Annotated in this window: 19 protein-coding genes; 16 read left to right on the forward strand and 3 right to left on the reverse strand. The window is 35.6% G+C overall.

Annotated elements, in window-relative coordinates:
* Positions 1-20 precede the first annotated feature (20 nt).
* From IGL48_RS03290 to IGL48_RS03315, 6 genes are all read left to right on the forward strand, one after another.
* Positions 21-245, forward strand: a complete 225-nt coding sequence (locus IGL48_RS03290; RefSeq protein WP_025190687.1) for a hypothetical protein — start codon at positions 21-23, stop codon at positions 243-245.
* A 37-nt stretch (positions 246-282) separates the two neighbouring features.
* Positions 283-714, forward strand: a complete 432-nt coding sequence (locus IGL48_RS03295) for a DUF4279 domain-containing protein (RefSeq protein ID WP_010824463.1) — start codon at positions 283-285, stop codon at positions 712-714.
* A gap of 120 nt (positions 715-834) precedes the next feature.
* Positions 835-1,689, forward strand: coding sequence for a hypothetical protein (locus IGL48_RS03300; protein ID WP_010824464.1), 855 nt, complete (start codon positions 835-837; stop codon positions 1,687-1,689).
* Positions 1,690-1,708: 19 nt separating this feature from the next.
* Entirely contained in the window at positions 1,709-2,050 is a 342-nt protein-coding gene (locus tag IGL48_RS03305; protein ID WP_430601659.1) for a hypothetical protein, read from the forward strand.
* A gap of 16 nt (positions 2,051-2,066) precedes the next feature.
* Complete coding sequence (locus IGL48_RS03310) at positions 2,067-2,372, forward strand: DUF6980 family protein (protein ID WP_010824466.1); 306 nt, start codon at positions 2,067-2,069, stop codon at positions 2,370-2,372.
* A gap of 323 nt (positions 2,373-2,695) precedes the next feature.
* The gene (locus IGL48_RS03315; protein WP_010824467.1) at positions 2,696-3,118 is read left to right on the forward strand and encodes a hypothetical protein; all 423 of its coding nucleotides are present in this window, start codon (positions 2,696-2,698) and stop codon (positions 3,116-3,118) included.
* A 143-nt stretch (positions 3,119-3,261) separates the two neighbouring features.
* Here IGL48_RS03315 and IGL48_RS03320 read toward each other — a convergent pair whose 3' ends face one another.
* Complete coding sequence (locus IGL48_RS03320) at positions 3,262-3,642, reverse strand: MmcQ/YjbR family DNA-binding protein (protein WP_002385048.1); 381 nt, start codon at positions 3,640-3,642, stop codon at positions 3,262-3,264.
* Between the two features lie 67 nt (positions 3,643-3,709).
* Here IGL48_RS03320 and IGL48_RS03325 point away from each other — a divergent pair, with 67 nt between their 5' ends.
* From IGL48_RS03325 to IGL48_RS03335, 3 genes are all read left to right on the forward strand, one after another.
* Positions 3,710-4,069, forward strand: a complete 360-nt coding sequence (locus IGL48_RS03325) for a DUF1304 domain-containing protein (protein WP_430601660.1) — start codon at positions 3,710-3,712, stop codon at positions 4,067-4,069.
* Between the two features lie 65 nt (positions 4,070-4,134).
* Positions 4,135-4,629 carry a GNAT family N-acetyltransferase gene (locus IGL48_RS03330; RefSeq protein WP_002364710.1) on the forward strand — a complete coding sequence of 165 codons (495 nt, stop codon included), beginning with the start codon at positions 4,135-4,137 and terminating at the stop codon, positions 4,627-4,629.
* A 17-nt stretch (positions 4,630-4,646) separates the two neighbouring features.
* On the forward strand, positions 4,647-5,162 hold the full coding sequence (locus IGL48_RS03335) for a GrpB family protein (RefSeq protein WP_002378095.1): 516 nt from the start codon (positions 4,647-4,649) through the stop codon (positions 5,160-5,162).
* A 15-nt stretch (positions 5,163-5,177) separates the two neighbouring features.
* On the opposite strand, the gene IGL48_RS03340 is transcribed toward IGL48_RS03335, so the two are convergent.
* Together IGL48_RS03340 and IGL48_RS03345 are read right to left on the reverse strand one after the other, a co-directional pair.
* Positions 5,178-6,353 carry a SulP family inorganic anion transporter gene (locus IGL48_RS03340; RefSeq protein WP_048949308.1) on the reverse strand — a complete coding sequence of 392 codons (1,176 nt, stop codon included), beginning with the start codon at positions 6,351-6,353 and terminating at the stop codon, positions 5,178-5,180.
* Positions 6,354-6,582: 229 nt separating this feature from the next.
* Entirely contained in the window at positions 6,583-7,611 is a 1,029-nt protein-coding gene (locus IGL48_RS03345) for a YeiH family protein (protein WP_002355805.1), read from the reverse strand.
* A 112-nt stretch (positions 7,612-7,723) separates the two neighbouring features.
* On the opposite strand from IGL48_RS03345, the gene IGL48_RS03350 reads away from it, so the two are divergent.
* The 7 genes from IGL48_RS03350 to IGL48_RS03380 all read left to right on the forward strand — a co-directional run bounded on the left by IGL48_RS03350 (position 7,724) and on the right by IGL48_RS03380 (position 14,235).
* Positions 7,724-8,554 (forward strand): LysR family transcriptional regulator, encoded by an 831-nt coding sequence (locus IGL48_RS03350; RefSeq protein WP_048949355.1) that lies wholly within the window; start codon positions 7,724-7,726, stop codon positions 8,552-8,554.
* 64 nt (positions 8,555-8,618) lie between these two features.
* Entirely contained in the window at positions 8,619-9,491 is an 873-nt protein-coding gene (locus IGL48_RS03355) for a VOC family protein (RefSeq protein WP_048949354.1), read from the forward strand.
* Positions 9,492-9,765: 274 nt separating this feature from the next.
* Positions 9,766-9,990: a hypothetical protein gene (locus IGL48_RS03360; RefSeq protein WP_002368169.1), complete on the forward strand. Its 225-nt coding sequence runs from the start codon at positions 9,766-9,768 to the stop codon at positions 9,988-9,990.
* Positions 9,991-10,078: 88 nt separating this feature from the next.
* Complete coding sequence (sapR, locus tag IGL48_RS03365) at positions 10,079-10,753, forward strand: two-component system response regulator SapR (RefSeq protein ID WP_002355809.1); 675 nt, start codon at positions 10,079-10,081, stop codon at positions 10,751-10,753.
* 13 nt (positions 10,754-10,766) lie between these two features.
* On the forward strand, positions 10,767-11,792 hold the full coding sequence (gene sapS / locus IGL48_RS03370) for a two-component system sensor histidine kinase SapS (protein WP_002355810.1): 1,026 nt from the start codon (positions 10,767-10,769) through the stop codon (positions 11,790-11,792).
* Between the two features lie 147 nt (positions 11,793-11,939).
* Positions 11,940-12,803: a GRP family sugar transporter gene (locus tag IGL48_RS03375; protein WP_002355811.1), complete on the forward strand. Its 864-nt coding sequence runs from the start codon at positions 11,940-11,942 to the stop codon at positions 12,801-12,803.
* A gap of 40 nt (positions 12,804-12,843) precedes the next feature.
* On the forward strand, positions 12,844-14,235 hold the full coding sequence (locus tag IGL48_RS03380; RefSeq protein ID WP_002364708.1) for an amino acid permease: 1,392 nt from the start codon (positions 12,844-12,846) through the stop codon (positions 14,233-14,235).
* The last annotated feature ends 73 nt before the right edge of the window (positions 14,236-14,308 follow it).

A 14,308-nucleotide genomic window follows, 5' to 3' on the forward strand; every position in this document is an offset into this window, starting at 1 on the left:
TTAATTAAGGGGATGAGCTTGTGGATTATAGAAAAATGGCAGATAGTATAGCGTATGGCGAAGAATATAATTTTCTATATAAAGGTAAAGAATTTTGGATTAGCCAAAATTCTGAAGGAAATTATTTAACTGAAGTTGGCGGGAAAACTCAATCGTTCAAAAACTCGCAAGAACTTTTAGCAAATGCGCGCATAAATGGAAAAACTATTGAAGATATTTGGGAAGACATCCAAGAGCAGTTCTAGGAAATTACAAATAGATAAATTATAAGGGAAAAATTTAATGGATGAGACTAAATTACCAATAATTGAGATATCTCTTGTTCTATCTAGTAGAACAATGGAGACTACTAAAATAACTGATTTACTTCAAATAGATCCTACTACAGAGAGAAGTATTGATGACTGGCCTGATGTGATTAAAAATAATACTAATTTATTTACAGAGCTGAAACCAAGAAATGAATGGAATTGGACTACGAAGTTTCAAAAATGTATAAGCGTTAATGAAGCTTTGTTAGAATTGATTAATCAATTTAATAAAAGTATAACTAAAATCAATGAAATATCAGAGGAATTCTCGATTGGAAAATCAGTAACAGTACTGGTACATGCAAAGTCATTTAATATGCCGGAAATAGGGTTAGAAATTAACACTATTGAATTTTTAAATAGAATTAAAGCGCCAATCTATTTTGATATTTATACCTATTAAAAAATTTTTAGTTAAATATTTCTAATCAACTTTTATAAACGGTATCATCAGTAAAGTAAAAAAATGATACCGTTTATAAATTAATCATATTTGAGCAAAGAACCGTTAGGTTCCACGAGCTTGACCTATGTACGACAAGTAACCAATGAATACCAACAAGCCACAGGCAATAAAGGGGAACCAAAAACGAAAGAAGCTCTGAACTTATTGAGAAACTGGGGCCAATCTTTGAAGAATACTTTGACGAAGTTCTGTCAGACAGCGAAAAAAGTAGGAAAACAAGTAGTAGAGAAAGCGAAGACAGACGTAGCCTTTGGTGCAGGATATATCAAGCAAACCTTATCCAATAATGGGATAATCTTGCCAATTAATTCGAGATTGTCAAGATGGTTAGAACAAGATTGGATTAAGCAGAATCCAGCCTATAATAAAGGTGTGTTTATGGGGCAATTGGCAGGATTAACGCAAGCTATATCAGAATATGTTGGAGCGGGTTTACTCTTTACAGCAGGGGTTGCAGGGACTGGTGTTTTAAATCTCTTTGTCGGCGTTGGTAGTGGGGGTACCGCAGTAGCTGCTGTACCAGCCATGGCAGTGGCGGAGATGGCCGCAGTTACTGCGGCTACTGCAGCAATTGGAGCACATGCCAGTAAGGTGCTGCAGAATAATTTTAATTCTAGGAATTATAGTTCGAGTAGTTCAAGTAAGGAGATTAAGACTGGAGACAAAACTCCAGGAGGACATTCTTTTTCGGAGCATGGAGCTGAACGAGCTAATGAACGAGGTTTTTCAAAAGAAGTCATTGACTCTATAATTACAAATAATAAAAATAATCGGAAGTCTAAAATAGACGGATTTGGACGGAAAACTTGGGAATATGTAGATAAAAGAGGAAATAAGGTAGTGACAAATGAATCTGGAGGAATTATATCTGTTCATTCCCCTAAAAAAGGCGGGTATTATATTCCGAAATAGTTTAAGGAGATGTAAATATATGGATTTGAATCAAATTAAAATGTTAAAAAGTGATTTAGACTGTAGTTATGAAATTGGTATTTGGTCCGAAATAGATTCTTTTTTAGAATGTAGGGAAGAGTACATTCTAGAAAAAAAAGTCAGCTATTTACAAAAAGAAAAACAATATTTAATTATCGTAAAATTAAAAGACAGTACAGAGCAAAAAGAAAGAATATTTTTTAAAGAATTAGTTGACTTTTTAGAATATGGAAGAGCAACATCATATTTGAAAAGCGTTTTAAAAAAACAAACTAGATATTATTTGCTTTCAGAAACAAATGATAAAAAAGGATTTTTCTTAGAATTAAATATCCTATAAAAGGAGACATGGAAATATGAGTTATTGTTGCGAAAATATGAATAATTTTACAAAAGATGATAATGGATTGAATTCTGAATTATATCAAAATCCAGATGTATTGATTGTTTATATTCCGAAATATGATGAATATGGGCTAATAATTCACGATGGTGAAGAATCATCAATAGAAATAAATTATTGTCCTTGGTGTAGTACAAAACTGCCAATTTCAAAAAGAAATTTGTGGTTTGATGAATTAGAAAATTTAGGAGTAGAAGAATTTAGTGAGGAAAACATTCCAAATGATTTTAAGTCGGATAAATGGTGGAAAAGTCTTTAGTTAAGATAGAGGCACTTGTATCTATTGTTGGGCTAAATAGTTAAGTCTAATATTTATAAACGGTATCAGTTTGTTTCGTTACTGATACCGTTTATAAATTATTGAAAAAGAATCACAAATTACCAACAGGCAGTAAAGGCAAACCGAAGACCAAATAAGACCAGTACTTACTACGTAATTGAGAAAAAACAAGACCTGTAAGGATTTGAACAGAAAGAACATCAATGAAAATTTTTCCAAGACTAGTCGTAGAATTAATTATATTAAATAGGTTGAGTAGACTTCAAATAAATTAATCAAATTAGCAAAAAAAGGAGTTAAAAATGAATAAGAATAAAATAATTGGGTTTAGCTTTATACTAATCATGGCAATTTTAGGAATCATCGCGGTTTTTTTCGAGTTAACTAGTTTAATTATTGTAATCGTTCCACTAGTCACGTATGTGTATCACGCTTTTTTTGTCGCTCCAAAACAAAAACAATTTCTAAACATAAAAGAAGCAGTCAAGAATTCAACTTTCTCCAATGAGCAACTCTCTGAACGAACAAATATTGAACCTGAAAAAATTAATTTATTACGAATAGAGTGTTCCTTTACAACGGAAGAACTTAAACGTTTAGCCACAGTATTAGAACTCCATGAAGATAAATCCGCTCAAAAAAATGGAAAAAGAGTACTACTAATTGTCGTGGGTTTCATTTTGACGCTTCTGATCGTCTATTTTGTCTTTGGCGAGAATGCTTAAACAAATGTTAGTATCAAAAATCCAGAGGAAAGTGCTATCTATCAACAAGGTTGGGGCAAAATATCAAGCCTTTATTATTTTCTATGCCTGAGACAAAAAGCCAAAGTGATTTTTATCTCAGGCTCTACTCTTAGTACGTTCCTTTAATAACTCCGTTGGTAACTTTCATCTATAAATGAAAAAACTTGTGAGAGCGGAATTTCTTCAGAAAGACTTAACCAATGCTCTTTATTCATATGATAGGCAGGAAAATAGCCAGGTTGGTTCTTTAATAAGGCAATCAATTCAGGCGCAAGTTTAACGGTTAAAATAGTGAGCTGCTTATTCTCGGTAGCGCCGAGCAGTTGTGCATCCAGTGGCATAATTAAAGCAAACCATTTTGCATTTCTAGGATGACGAAAGACGAGATAGTCTGGATGTTTTTTAAAAGGAAAATCGGGCGTTATCTGATAACGTTCTTGGATATAGGCGCTAATAGTTTCTTGAAAAGTCATAGGTTTCTTCCTTTCGTTAAGGCTAGGCATATCTATTTACATCATAGCAAAAATTACATAAAATTACTTCGTTCAAAGGAATGGGAGGAGGGAGCAGATGACATTAATTTCAACAATTTTAGTAACCTTGGTGGCTGTAGAATTTTTCTACATTATGTATTTAGAAACGATTGTACCAACATCTGAGACAACAAGCCGTGTTTTTAAAATGGATAAGCAAGAGTTACAAAGAAAATCAGTCACTACATTGTTAAAAAATCAAGGAATCTATAATGGACTAATCGGTGCAGGACTTATTTATAGTGTCTATTTTGCGCAAGCAACGATGGAGATGACAAAATTTTTATTGATTTATATTATTTTAGTGGCGGCGTACGGTAGCTTAAGTAGTGATAAAAAAATTATTTTAACACAAGGCGGTTTAGCTATCGTGGCTTTGATTAGTTTACTCGTTTAGCCATCAGAGTTAATAGAGAGACAGTCAAATCGACAGAAAAAACACGGTTGATTTGACTATTTTTTATGGAATTGAGAGAGACAAAATGTGGTATACTTTGTTTATTAGATAGAGAGGAATTAAAAATGCTGAACCAAAAAGAAGTAAAAAAAAACGATTATCCTCAATTAATTTCTCTATGGCGTTCTTCAGTAGAAGCTACCCATTTGTTTTTGAGTCAGGCAGATATTGATAAAATCGAAGTGGTTTTACCTGATTATTTTCAACAAGTTCAATTAAGTATGTGGTTAAATGAAGAACAGAAATGTGTGGGCTTTAGTGGAACAAATCAACAAACGTTGGAAATGTTATTTATTGACCCAGTCTATTTTCGTAAAGGCTATGGTGGAGAAATTATCAAAAAGTTAATAGAGCAAGAATCAATTATCTTTGTTGATGCTAATAAACAAAATGAAGGGGCAGTGAAGTTCTATCAATCTCAAGGGTTTCAAGTAATTGGTGAATCAAAGGAAGATCCTCAAGGAAATCCGTTTCCTATTTTACATATGAAACGGATATAGAAAAGAGGGAAGAAATCATGCGGGTAATCGTTACTGAATATCAACCAGCCTGGGTGGAACAGTTTGAAGAAGAAGCCCAAGCGTTGAAACAGATTCTAAAGGAAAATTGTCTTAAAGTTGAACATATCGGTAGTACCTCTGTACCTAATTTAGCAGCCAAACCAATTATTGATTTTTTGGTCATTGTTGAAGAAATTGAAAAAGTAGACCTGTTACAAGGGGAATTTGAAAGAATCGGTTATGAATATATGGGGGAATTTGGACTATCAGGACGTCGTTATTTACGAAAAGGCCCGATAAAAAGAACACATCATGTGCATATTTATCAGTTTGACAATACGCAAGAAATTTTGCGCCATCTTGCTTTTCGAAATTATTTACGAGAAAATCCGGCAATTGCTACAACCTATGGTACATTAAAAAAGCAATTGGCCCAAGCACACCCCGATAGCATTGATAAATATATGGATGGCAAAGATGCGTTCATTAAGAAAATAGAAAAAGAAGCGTTGAAGAAACATTGGGAAAAATAAAAAAAGTTGCTAAAGCTAGCAACTTTTTTTTGGTTCTTTTTTGAAAAAATGATAAAGAAGACCACTTAAAAGAACACCTAGAATAATTCCAATCGCTAAATTATGCGTATAGACGATCACACCCACTGTCACGAGTAAAATAACAATTTCAGTAACTTCAAAAGTTCGGAAAAGCTGCAAACTTTCCCAATCAAAGGTGTCGACTGCCACCGTCATCATGATCCCAATCAATGCAGCTGTAGGAATGGCTACCATCACAGATTTAAAAACAAAAATGAATAGAAGGAGGGTAATACCTGAAATCAAAGTAGAAAGCCGTTTTCGTCCCCCTGATTTAACATTAATGACCGCTTGCCCGATCATCGCACAGCCAGCTTGGCCACCAAAAAAGCCGGTAATTATATTAGCGAATCCTTGCGCCTTAACTTCTCGTTGGCTATCACTTTGGCTCGTTGTCATTTTGTCCACAATGGGGATCGTCAATAAAGATTCAATTAACCCGACCATTGCTAAGGCAACAGAACTAGGTAAAATAATCCACAACGTTTCTAAGTTGACGGGTACATTAGGCCAACGGATCGCTGGATGAAACTGGCTCATTTCACCAAGATCACCTACCGTTTGTAAATGACCTTTTAAAAAATAGGACAGGATAGTCATGAATAAAATAACAATTAAAGCAGGAGGCACAATTGTAATAAACTTAGGTAATAGATAAATAAGTAAGATACTACAGATAATCATGCCGTAGGACCACAGTGTTTGATGAGGCAATTGTTGTACTTGCGCCATGAAAATTAAAATGGCTAACGCATTGACGAATCCGTACATCACTGTCTTGGGAATAAAGCGCATCAATTTGTGGATACCTAAATAACCTAAAATAAATTGCAGAAAGCCTGTTAAAATAGTCGCAGCAAGCATGTATGACAAACCGTGTGCTTGAATTAAGCCTGCAAGGACTAAGGCCATTGAACCAGCAGACGCCGAGACCATTGCCGGACGGCCGCCCGTAAAAGTAATCACAAGTAAAGTAACTGCTGAAGCAAACACTGCAGAAAGCGGGTGAACACCAGCAATAATCGCAAACCCGATTACTTCTGGTAAAATGGCGACAGAAGAAACGAGACCCGCAAATAGATCATTTCGTTCATTGCCTAACCATTCGCTTTTTTTAAAACTAAATAACATCGAAAAACTCCTTTAAGTTAATAAAATCTTATTCATAATAGCATGAATAAGCTGAAATGAGCGTGGGACAAAAATCACTTTGGATTTTTGCTCCACGCTCAAAAACTGATAAACGGCGGGAACAAAAGCAACTCCTTCGGAAATAAGCCGGAATTCTCCAAAAATTACAGAACAATTTTCGGAAATTCCTTCTTATTTCTCGGAGTTAAACGCTTCTGTCCCGACCTCATTAGAACTGTAACAGTGCCAACAACAAAATGGCTAGGACGACTTGAACAGTTCCTACTGATAAACCATAGATTAAGAAACGTTTGCCTTCTTGGAAAAACTTTTTAAAATCGAGTCGTAACCCGATTGCTGCCAAGGCAGTAATTTCAAACCAAGAACTAAAGAAATGAGCAGTCTCACTGATCACGACGGGGAAATGAATCAAACTATTAAAGACACAGGCAATGAAAAAGCCAACTACATACCAAGGTAGGGCACTGCTTTTTTTGGTGACTTCTACCAACTCAGCCTCTGATTCTGCCGTCTTACTTTGCTTGAAACGTCCAAATAAATAGACAACTGCTACGAGTAGGACAATCCGCATAATTTTAAAGAGCATCGCAAGTTGAACTGCGTTCTCATTGACCATATTGGCACTGGCGACAACCTGACCAACTGATTGTAAAGTCCCTCCGATTAGTGCGCTACGAGCCAACAAATTGGTACCATAGAGAATCCCACTTAAAATGGGTAAGGTCAACATTAAAACGGTTCCTAATAAGTTTACTAAAGTAATGATTTGGCCTTTTTCTTCCTCATCTGCTTGAATTGCTGGAGCAATCGAAGCAATAGCAGAAGACCCACAAACGGCATTACCACCAGCCATCAATAAAGACATATTATCAGAAAAAGCCAGTTTTTTACCGATCAAATAGGCAAAAATAATGGTCAGCGACATTTGAATGAGAATAAATGCGACACCTTGTAAGCCAATTTGGGCAATCGTTTGAAAGGTCACGGTGGTTCCCAATAAAACAACAGAAAATTCTAGTAATTTACTTTCGGCTACTTTGGTTCCGCGATTTAAATTGGCACCGCGAACAAAGGTATTTCCCAAAAAGATTCCTAGTAAAATAGCTATCGTTGCGGCGCCTAAGCTAGGTAACCAGATGGCAAGAAACTTGCTAAGGCAGGCGACAAGGAAAGCTGTTAGCAAGCCGGGAAGAATTTGGAATAAAGATTGGATATAATCATTTTCTGAATTTTTCATTGAAAAAATCTCTCTTTCTTGTTCATTACTTCCAGTATAACGAAATTTTTTACATTTGAGAAATAAATAGTTAAAATAATATTTATAATAGAAAGTTATCGAAAGGATGCCTATGTTTAAATTATTAAAGACTTTTCAAATTGTGTATGAGCAAATGAACTTTTCCAAAGCAGCTACCTGCTTATATATCTCACAACCAGCCGTTTCTAATCAAATCAAACAATTAGAAGAAGAATTAGGCTGTTCATTGTTTTTAAGAAATGGTCGACAAGATGTAGTCCCTACTAGGCAAGCAGAAGTCTTGTATAATCGTTTGCTAAATTTAGCTGATGATTGGCAAGAAACATTAACAGCTCTTCATCAGGCGAGATTACCTAAAGAAACTTGCCGAATTGCTGCGTCTAATACTTTTGCAGTTTATTATTTGCCGCAACTGATACAGCATTTACAGACAGAGTATGCAACAATCAATTTTGTTTTAGAAATGAACAATTCAGAAGAAGTAGTGGAAAAAGTTGAAAAACATCAAGTTGATTTTGGCTTTATCGAAAAACCATTAATTACAAAAGGAGCCTCTCGTGAAGAAATTATTCAGGATCAATTGGTTTTAGCTGGGGACCCTGCCAATCAGAATTGGTTGGTACGTGAAAAGGATTCTGGGGTCTTTCATTATACCCAACAGTATTTAGAAGAAAGTAATCAAAGCCCAACACTCATGACGGTTAAAAATAATGAAATGATTGTTAAAATGTTGGAATTGGGCATGGGACAATCGTTGCTTTCAAGAAAGGCGATTACTGAAAAAATCCCCTTCCAAACGTTAGGTGAAAAGTACTGGCGTTCCTTTTATTTTTTGACACGGGGACATTTAAAATCCTCCTTGCTTCAAGAAGTAAAACAAGCAATTTATCGATTCTATCAGACGGAAATGAATAAATACTAAAACGTTCTCTTTGTTTATTTATCAATCTTTGACTACACTAAAGAAAACGAAGGAGGGAACCACAATGCCTAAATTTTCACCATGTTTATGGTTTGACACACAAGCGGAAGAAGTTGCTAACTTCTATACAACAATCTTTGAAAAAGGTGCGATTCTAAGTAAAACGAACTACGTTAATGAGGAGCACCAACCTCAAGGAACATCATTAATGACCATTGAATTTACCTTGGCGAACCAAACAATCATTGGTTTAAATGGCGGACCAGAATTTTCCTTTACGCCAGCTAGTTCATTTTTTGTTGAATGTAAAACATTATCACAAACAGAAACGTTGTGGAAAAATTTAACAACAGATGGACAGATATTGATGCCTTTTGGGGAATATCCTTTTAGTCCTTTATATGGTTGGGTAGTGGACAAATTTGGTGTCTCTTGGCAAGTGTCTTTTTCAGGAAAAGAACAAACAATTGTACCAACCTTTATGTTTGCTAATGAAAAATATGGCGAAGCAGCCAAAGCTCTATCAGAATGGTTGGCGATTTTCGGTCCAGGCGAAATAATTGAAAAAGTTGAATATGAAGATGGGAACATTGCTCAAGCACTTTTCACATTACAGGAGCAACCGTTTCGAGTAATGGATGCACGAGATAAACATGATTTTGATTTTACCATGGCCTTCTCCATTTATATTGATTGTGAAAATCAGGAGGAAATAGATCAGCTATGGCAACAAGTGACTGCTAAAGGGAAAGAATGGCCGTGTGGCTGGATGGAAGATCAATTTGGAGTCAGTTGGCAAACAGGCAATCCTGAACTGAAACGTTATTTATCTGACTCAAATCCAGCTAGAGCAAATGAAGTGACCAAAAAATTGTACCAAATGAAAAAAATAGATTTAAACCAGTTAAAAGAAGTGTATGACAAATATAATCATTAGAAAAACTGAGGTTGTCTGATCGACTACACTTCGTTACGTTGGTATCAATTCCAATACATGGAACATACTAGAGTTGAAGGACTTGTCTTTTAAGGATTGAGACCTTCAACTCTTAAAAAAGGCTCGATTCTTGCGAGTTCCAAAGAGGCTGCTTCTATTCTGTTGTTTATCTTAAGGGTTAGGACTCTGCCGATTTTTTTATAAGATTATGCTATAATTAAGAGTAGTAAATTATTGAAGGAAAAATGAAAAGTCCGAAATAGGAAGTGGTAAAATGATTGAGTTAATTGTGTTGTTAACAGTTTTTACTTATGGAACGAACTTTGTTTTATATCTTATTTTGAAAAATAAAAAGTCCATGCCAATTGTCGAAAAAGCTTCTATTATATTAGGAATTAATATGTCTGTGTTATTATTAGATGGTATTTTTGCTTTCGTTGGCAAATTCATCATGTTATCAGAATGGGAATTATTAGCGCCTATTTTTGAAATAGTGTAAAAATCATCATAAAGTCCTATATCCAAAAAGAATGAAGTTTGTTAGGATAAGAAAGATGAAAATTTAGAAATAAAAGAGGTGGGATTGCATGGCTAAAATCATGATTGTCGAAGATGAAACAACCATTCGAGAATTAATTAGCGAGGAATTACAAAAATGGCAATTTGAAACGATTGGAACAACCGATTTTAATGATGTATTGGATGATTTTCAAGAGGAGAATCCCCAATTAGTCTTGATGGATATTAATTTACCTGTGTACGATGGGTACTATTGGTGTCAAAAAATTCGTGAAGTTTCTAAAGTACCAATTATTTTTATTTCGAGTCGTAGTACCAATATGGATATGATTATGGCGATGAACATGGGCGCGGATGATTTTGTTACAAAACCGTTCCAGATAGATGTTTTAATTGCTAAAATCAATGCTTTGTTGCGCCGCTCTTATAACTATTCCGATACGGATAGTGAAGTGCTTTCACATAATGGCATTACTTTAAATGTGGACAATGGACGAATGGAAATCAAAGGCGAAATGATCGATTTAAGTAAAAATGAATACCGATTACTGTATCTTTTAATGAAAAAGCACGGAAAAATTTTAACACGTGAAAAACTATTGCGCGCTTTATGGGACGATGAACGTTTTGTGGATGACAATACGTTGACGGTAAATATCAATCGTTTACGAAAAAAAATTGAGCAAGCAGGGATTGCTGGCTATATTGAAACCAAAGTGGGCGTCGGTTATATGGTGCCCTAGATAGGAGTAGACAATGACCATTCTAAAGTATTTAAAAGATCGCTGGTTATTACTAATTGGTTGGTTATTTTTTCTGTTCTTAACTTGTTTTATTTTATGGTTGGCTCCTAATGTCCGCTTAGATTGGACAGTGGTTGGCTATATCTTTTTACTGCAAAGTGTTTTTTTATCGCTATTTTTAACAATTGATTATTATTTAAAACGTAAGTGGTGGCTTTCGTTGGCAACGGAAAAAGAGCCGCCTTCTTTACAAGAATATTTGAATACAGCAGAAAAAGAAGAAGAACTACTTGTCCAAACGTATATTAACGGTTTATTGCAAGAGCACCAACAAACCATGCAGCAAGCAATTAACAACCAACAGGACCAAAAAGATTACATTGACTCTTGGGTTCATGAAATCAAAGTCCCCCTAGCGGCTATCACGTTACTGGTACAATCTGTCGAAGATGATATTCCAGAGAAAAAATATTATCTATTGGAAAATGAGTTAGGTAAAATTGATGAATATGTCGAGCAAGTCCTATATTATGCTAGACTGGACAGCTTTTCTCGAGATTATTTACTCCAAGAATATTCTTTAAAAGAAATTGTGCAATCTGTTGTTCGTACGCAAGCAAATTATTTTATCCAAAAAAGATTGCAATTCTCAATTGAAGGGGAAGATGAAGCGGTTTTAACCGACCGAAAATGGGTCATTTTTATTTTCCGCCAATTATTAAGTAATGCAGTCAAGTATACGCCAGAAGGCGGCACGATTACGGTCCTAATTTCCAAAAATAAACAAGGTGTTTATTTATCTTTAAAAGATTCTGGAATTGGCATTCCGACGCAAGATCAACGACGCATTTTTGATAAAGGATTTACTGGTGAAAACGGGCGAAAAAGTGAACAGCATTCGACTGGTCTAGGCCTGTATTTGGCCCATAGCTTAGCGAAAAAGTTAGGTCATGATTTAACAGTCGAATCGACAGAAGGGCAAGGTACGACGATGACATTGTTTTTCCCTTCCCTCAGTTATTATAATGAAGTGAAATAAAAAGTAGGTCTATCAGCAAACTAAAGAGGTGATAGGCCTTTTTTTATTTATTAAAACTTTCTTGCTAACTTCTCTTACTCTTCTTAGTTGTTTAGAAAACGTTTTTATTGTTAGAATGAAATGAAATAAATTTGTTAGGAGAATATTATGAGTTTACTTATCGCTTTAGTGCCCATGATTGCGTGGGGCAGTATTGGTTTAGTCAGCGGTAAAATTGGTGGAAGCGCCAATCAACAAACGTTAGGTATGACAATCGGCGCATTACTATTTTCAATTGTTGTCTTTTTTGTCATCCAGCCTACGTTGACGACAGCCACATTAATTGTTGGATTTATATCTGGTTTATTCTGGAGTTTGGGACAGAATCAACAATTTCATAGCATGAAATATATGGGCGTTTCAGTTGGCTTACCAATTTCAACTGGGATGCAGTTAGTTGTTAATACCGTTGCAGGGGCTGTTTTTTTCCATGAATGGACAAAAACAAAAGACTTTGTTGTGGGCTTTATCGCTTTAGCCTTTTTAGTTTTTGGGGTGTATTTAACAGCTCGACAAGATGATGATAGTCAACCGAAAACCTCAAACAGTATGTTAGATTTTAATAAAGGGATTCGGGCGTTGATTTTCTCAACAGTTGGGTATGGTGTCTATACCATCATTATTAATGCCACTGGTTTAGATCCGTGGGGAATTATTTTGCCACAAAGTATTGGTATGTTAGTGGGGGCTAGTTTCTTTGCCTTCAAAAAAGTCAAAGTTGATCGTTTTGTTTGGATGAATATGACGACGGGTCTGCTTTGGGGCTTAGGAAATATTTGTATGTTATTAACCATGCGTGAAATTGGCTTAGCTATTAGCTTCTCTTTATCACAAATGGGGATTATTATTTCGACTCTTGGGGGCATCTTCCTTTTAGGGGAAAGAAAATCAAAAAAAGAAATGTTTTATGTTATTTTTGGTTGCATTTTTGTTATTCTAGGTGGTATTCTTTTAGGGTATATGAAAGCGTAAATAGTTTATTTACGCTTATTTTTTTTACGGGGGTAAACACATGTCTATTTTCAGAAAAAAAGAAATCACTGTGCCTGTCAATGACAGTGGTGGGATGAAAAAAAATCTTAAGACGATGGACTTAATTTTTCTAGGAATTGGGGCTGTAGTAGGAACAGGGATTTTTGTTGTGACAGGTGTCGCAGCGGAACGCTATGCAGGTCCAGGGCTCGTCTTATCATTTCTGGTAGCAGCAGCCGCGATTATTTTATCTGGTTTATGCTATGCAGAATTTGCATCACGTATTCCGGTCATTGGCGGGCCGTATGCCTACATGTATGTGGTCTTTGGAGAAATTGTGGCTTGGATGACTGGTTGGATGATTATTTGTGAGTTTTTCTTGGCGGTTTCATCCGTTGCTTCAGGTTGGTCAGGCTATGTTCATGGCTTTTTGGATAGCTTAGGTTTTTCTTTACCGCAAGCGTTAAGTGGCGCTTATAATCCAACAAATGGTACATATATTGATTTGATTGCCATGTTGGTCGTTGTAGCCGTAACTTTTTGGGTATCTTTAGAAGCGAAAACAGCGTTACGTTTAAATAACTTAATGGTTTTCGTGAAGTTTGGGATTATTTTATTATTTGTTCTCGTGGGAATCTTTTATGTGAAACCAACGAACTGGCAACCATTTATTCCTTATGGTTTTTCAGGCGTTTTCAGTGGTGCTGCTTTAGTTTTCTTTGCCTTTCTAGGGTTTGATGCGGTCAGCATGGCCGCGGAGGAAGTGAAGAATCCGAAAAAAGATATTCCCAAAGGGATTATTGGTTCCATTATTATTTCAACATTGTTATATATTGTTGTTACGTTAGTTTTAACTGGGATTGTTCCATTTACGGATTTAGGGGTCAAAGATCCGGTGGCTTTTGCGATGCGTTTCATTAATCATGGTGCAATCGCGACAATCATTTCAGTTGGTGCTATTTTAACCTTATTAACAGTGACGATTGCGATGATGTACAGTTTAGCCCGTGTGATTTATGCGATTAGTAAAGATGGATTATTGCCGCAGTTTATGAGCAAAATCGATGAGAAGCGGCACACACCTAAGAATGCAACCTATGTAGCTGGATTTTTAGCAATGGTTTTTGCTGGTGTTGTTCCAATGGAGATGTTGGCTGAACTTACAAATATCGTGACACTCTTTTATCTGATGTTTCTCGCTTTAGGAATTATCAAATTACGGACAATGAAAGGAGAACCGCAAGCAGGTGAATTTAAAGTACCACTTGTGCCGGTTCTACCATTAATTTCAATCGTGGTTTGCGCGGCTTTGATGTTCCAATTGTCTTTAGCTACTTGGCAAGTATTTGGCATAGCCGTAGTGATTGGTTTGGCTATTTATTTCTTTTATGGACGACACCATAGTATCGTTCGTTTCGAGACAAAAGAATAAAAATGAACAAAAAACGAGATGAATACTTGTCAATTAGACAGGTCTTTCTCTCTTTTCTTTCTGGCATTTTCTT

The sequence above is a fragment of the Enterococcus sp. DIV1090 genome, from assembly GCF_050537975.1.
GTDB lineage: Bacteria > Bacillota > Bacilli > Lactobacillales > Enterococcaceae > Enterococcus > Enterococcus faecalis.

Bases quoted from the DNA above. Each gene is read 5' to 3' on its own strand.
- IGL48_RS03295 (WP_010824463.1), top strand. From the start codon at position 283: ATGGATGAGACTAAATTACCAATAATTGAGATATCTCTTGTTCTATCT.
- IGL48_RS03305 (WP_430601659.1), top strand. From the start codon at position 1,709: ATGGATTTGAATCAAATTAAAATGTTAAAAAGTGATTTAGACTGTAGT.
- IGL48_RS03310 (WP_010824466.1), top strand. From the start codon at position 2,067: ATGAGTTATTGTTGCGAAAATATGAATAATTTTACAAAAGATGATAAT.
- IGL48_RS03315 (WP_010824467.1), top strand. From the start codon at position 2,696: ATGAATAAGAATAAAATAATTGGGTTTAGCTTTATACTAATCATGGCA.
- IGL48_RS03320 (WP_002385048.1), bottom strand. From the start codon at position 3,642: ATGCCTAGCCTTAACGAAAGGAAGAAACCTATGACTTTTCAAGAAACT.
- IGL48_RS03325 (WP_430601660.1), top strand. From the start codon at position 3,710: ATGACATTAATTTCAACAATTTTAGTAACCTTGGTGGCTGTAGAATTT.
- IGL48_RS03330 (WP_002364710.1), top strand. From the start codon at position 4,135: ATGGAATTGAGAGAGACAAAATGTGGTATACTTTGTTTATTAGATAGA.
- IGL48_RS03335 (WP_002378095.1), top strand. From the start codon at position 4,647: ATGCGGGTAATCGTTACTGAATATCAACCAGCCTGGGTGGAACAGTTT.
- IGL48_RS03340 (WP_048949308.1), bottom strand. From the start codon at position 6,353: ATGTTATTTAGTTTTAAAAAAAGCGAATGGTTAGGCAATGAACGAAAT.
- IGL48_RS03345 (WP_002355805.1), bottom strand. From the start codon at position 7,611: ATGAAAAATTCAGAAAATGATTATATCCAATCTTTATTCCAAATTCTT.
- IGL48_RS03350 (WP_048949355.1), top strand. From the start codon at position 7,724: ATGTTTAAATTATTAAAGACTTTTCAAATTGTGTATGAGCAAATGAAC.
- IGL48_RS03355 (WP_048949354.1), top strand. From the start codon at position 8,619: ATGCCTAAATTTTCACCATGTTTATGGTTTGACACACAAGCGGAAGAA.
- IGL48_RS03360 (WP_002368169.1), top strand. From the start codon at position 9,766: ATGATTGAGTTAATTGTGTTGTTAACAGTTTTTACTTATGGAACGAAC.
- sapR (WP_002355809.1), top strand. From the start codon at position 10,079: ATGGCTAAAATCATGATTGTCGAAGATGAAACAACCATTCGAGAATTA.
- sapS (WP_002355810.1), top strand. From the start codon at position 10,767: ATGACCATTCTAAAGTATTTAAAAGATCGCTGGTTATTACTAATTGGT.
- IGL48_RS03375 (WP_002355811.1), top strand. From the start codon at position 11,940: ATGAGTTTACTTATCGCTTTAGTGCCCATGATTGCGTGGGGCAGTATT.
- IGL48_RS03380 (WP_002364708.1), top strand. From the start codon at position 12,844: ATGTCTATTTTCAGAAAAAAAGAAATCACTGTGCCTGTCAATGACAGT.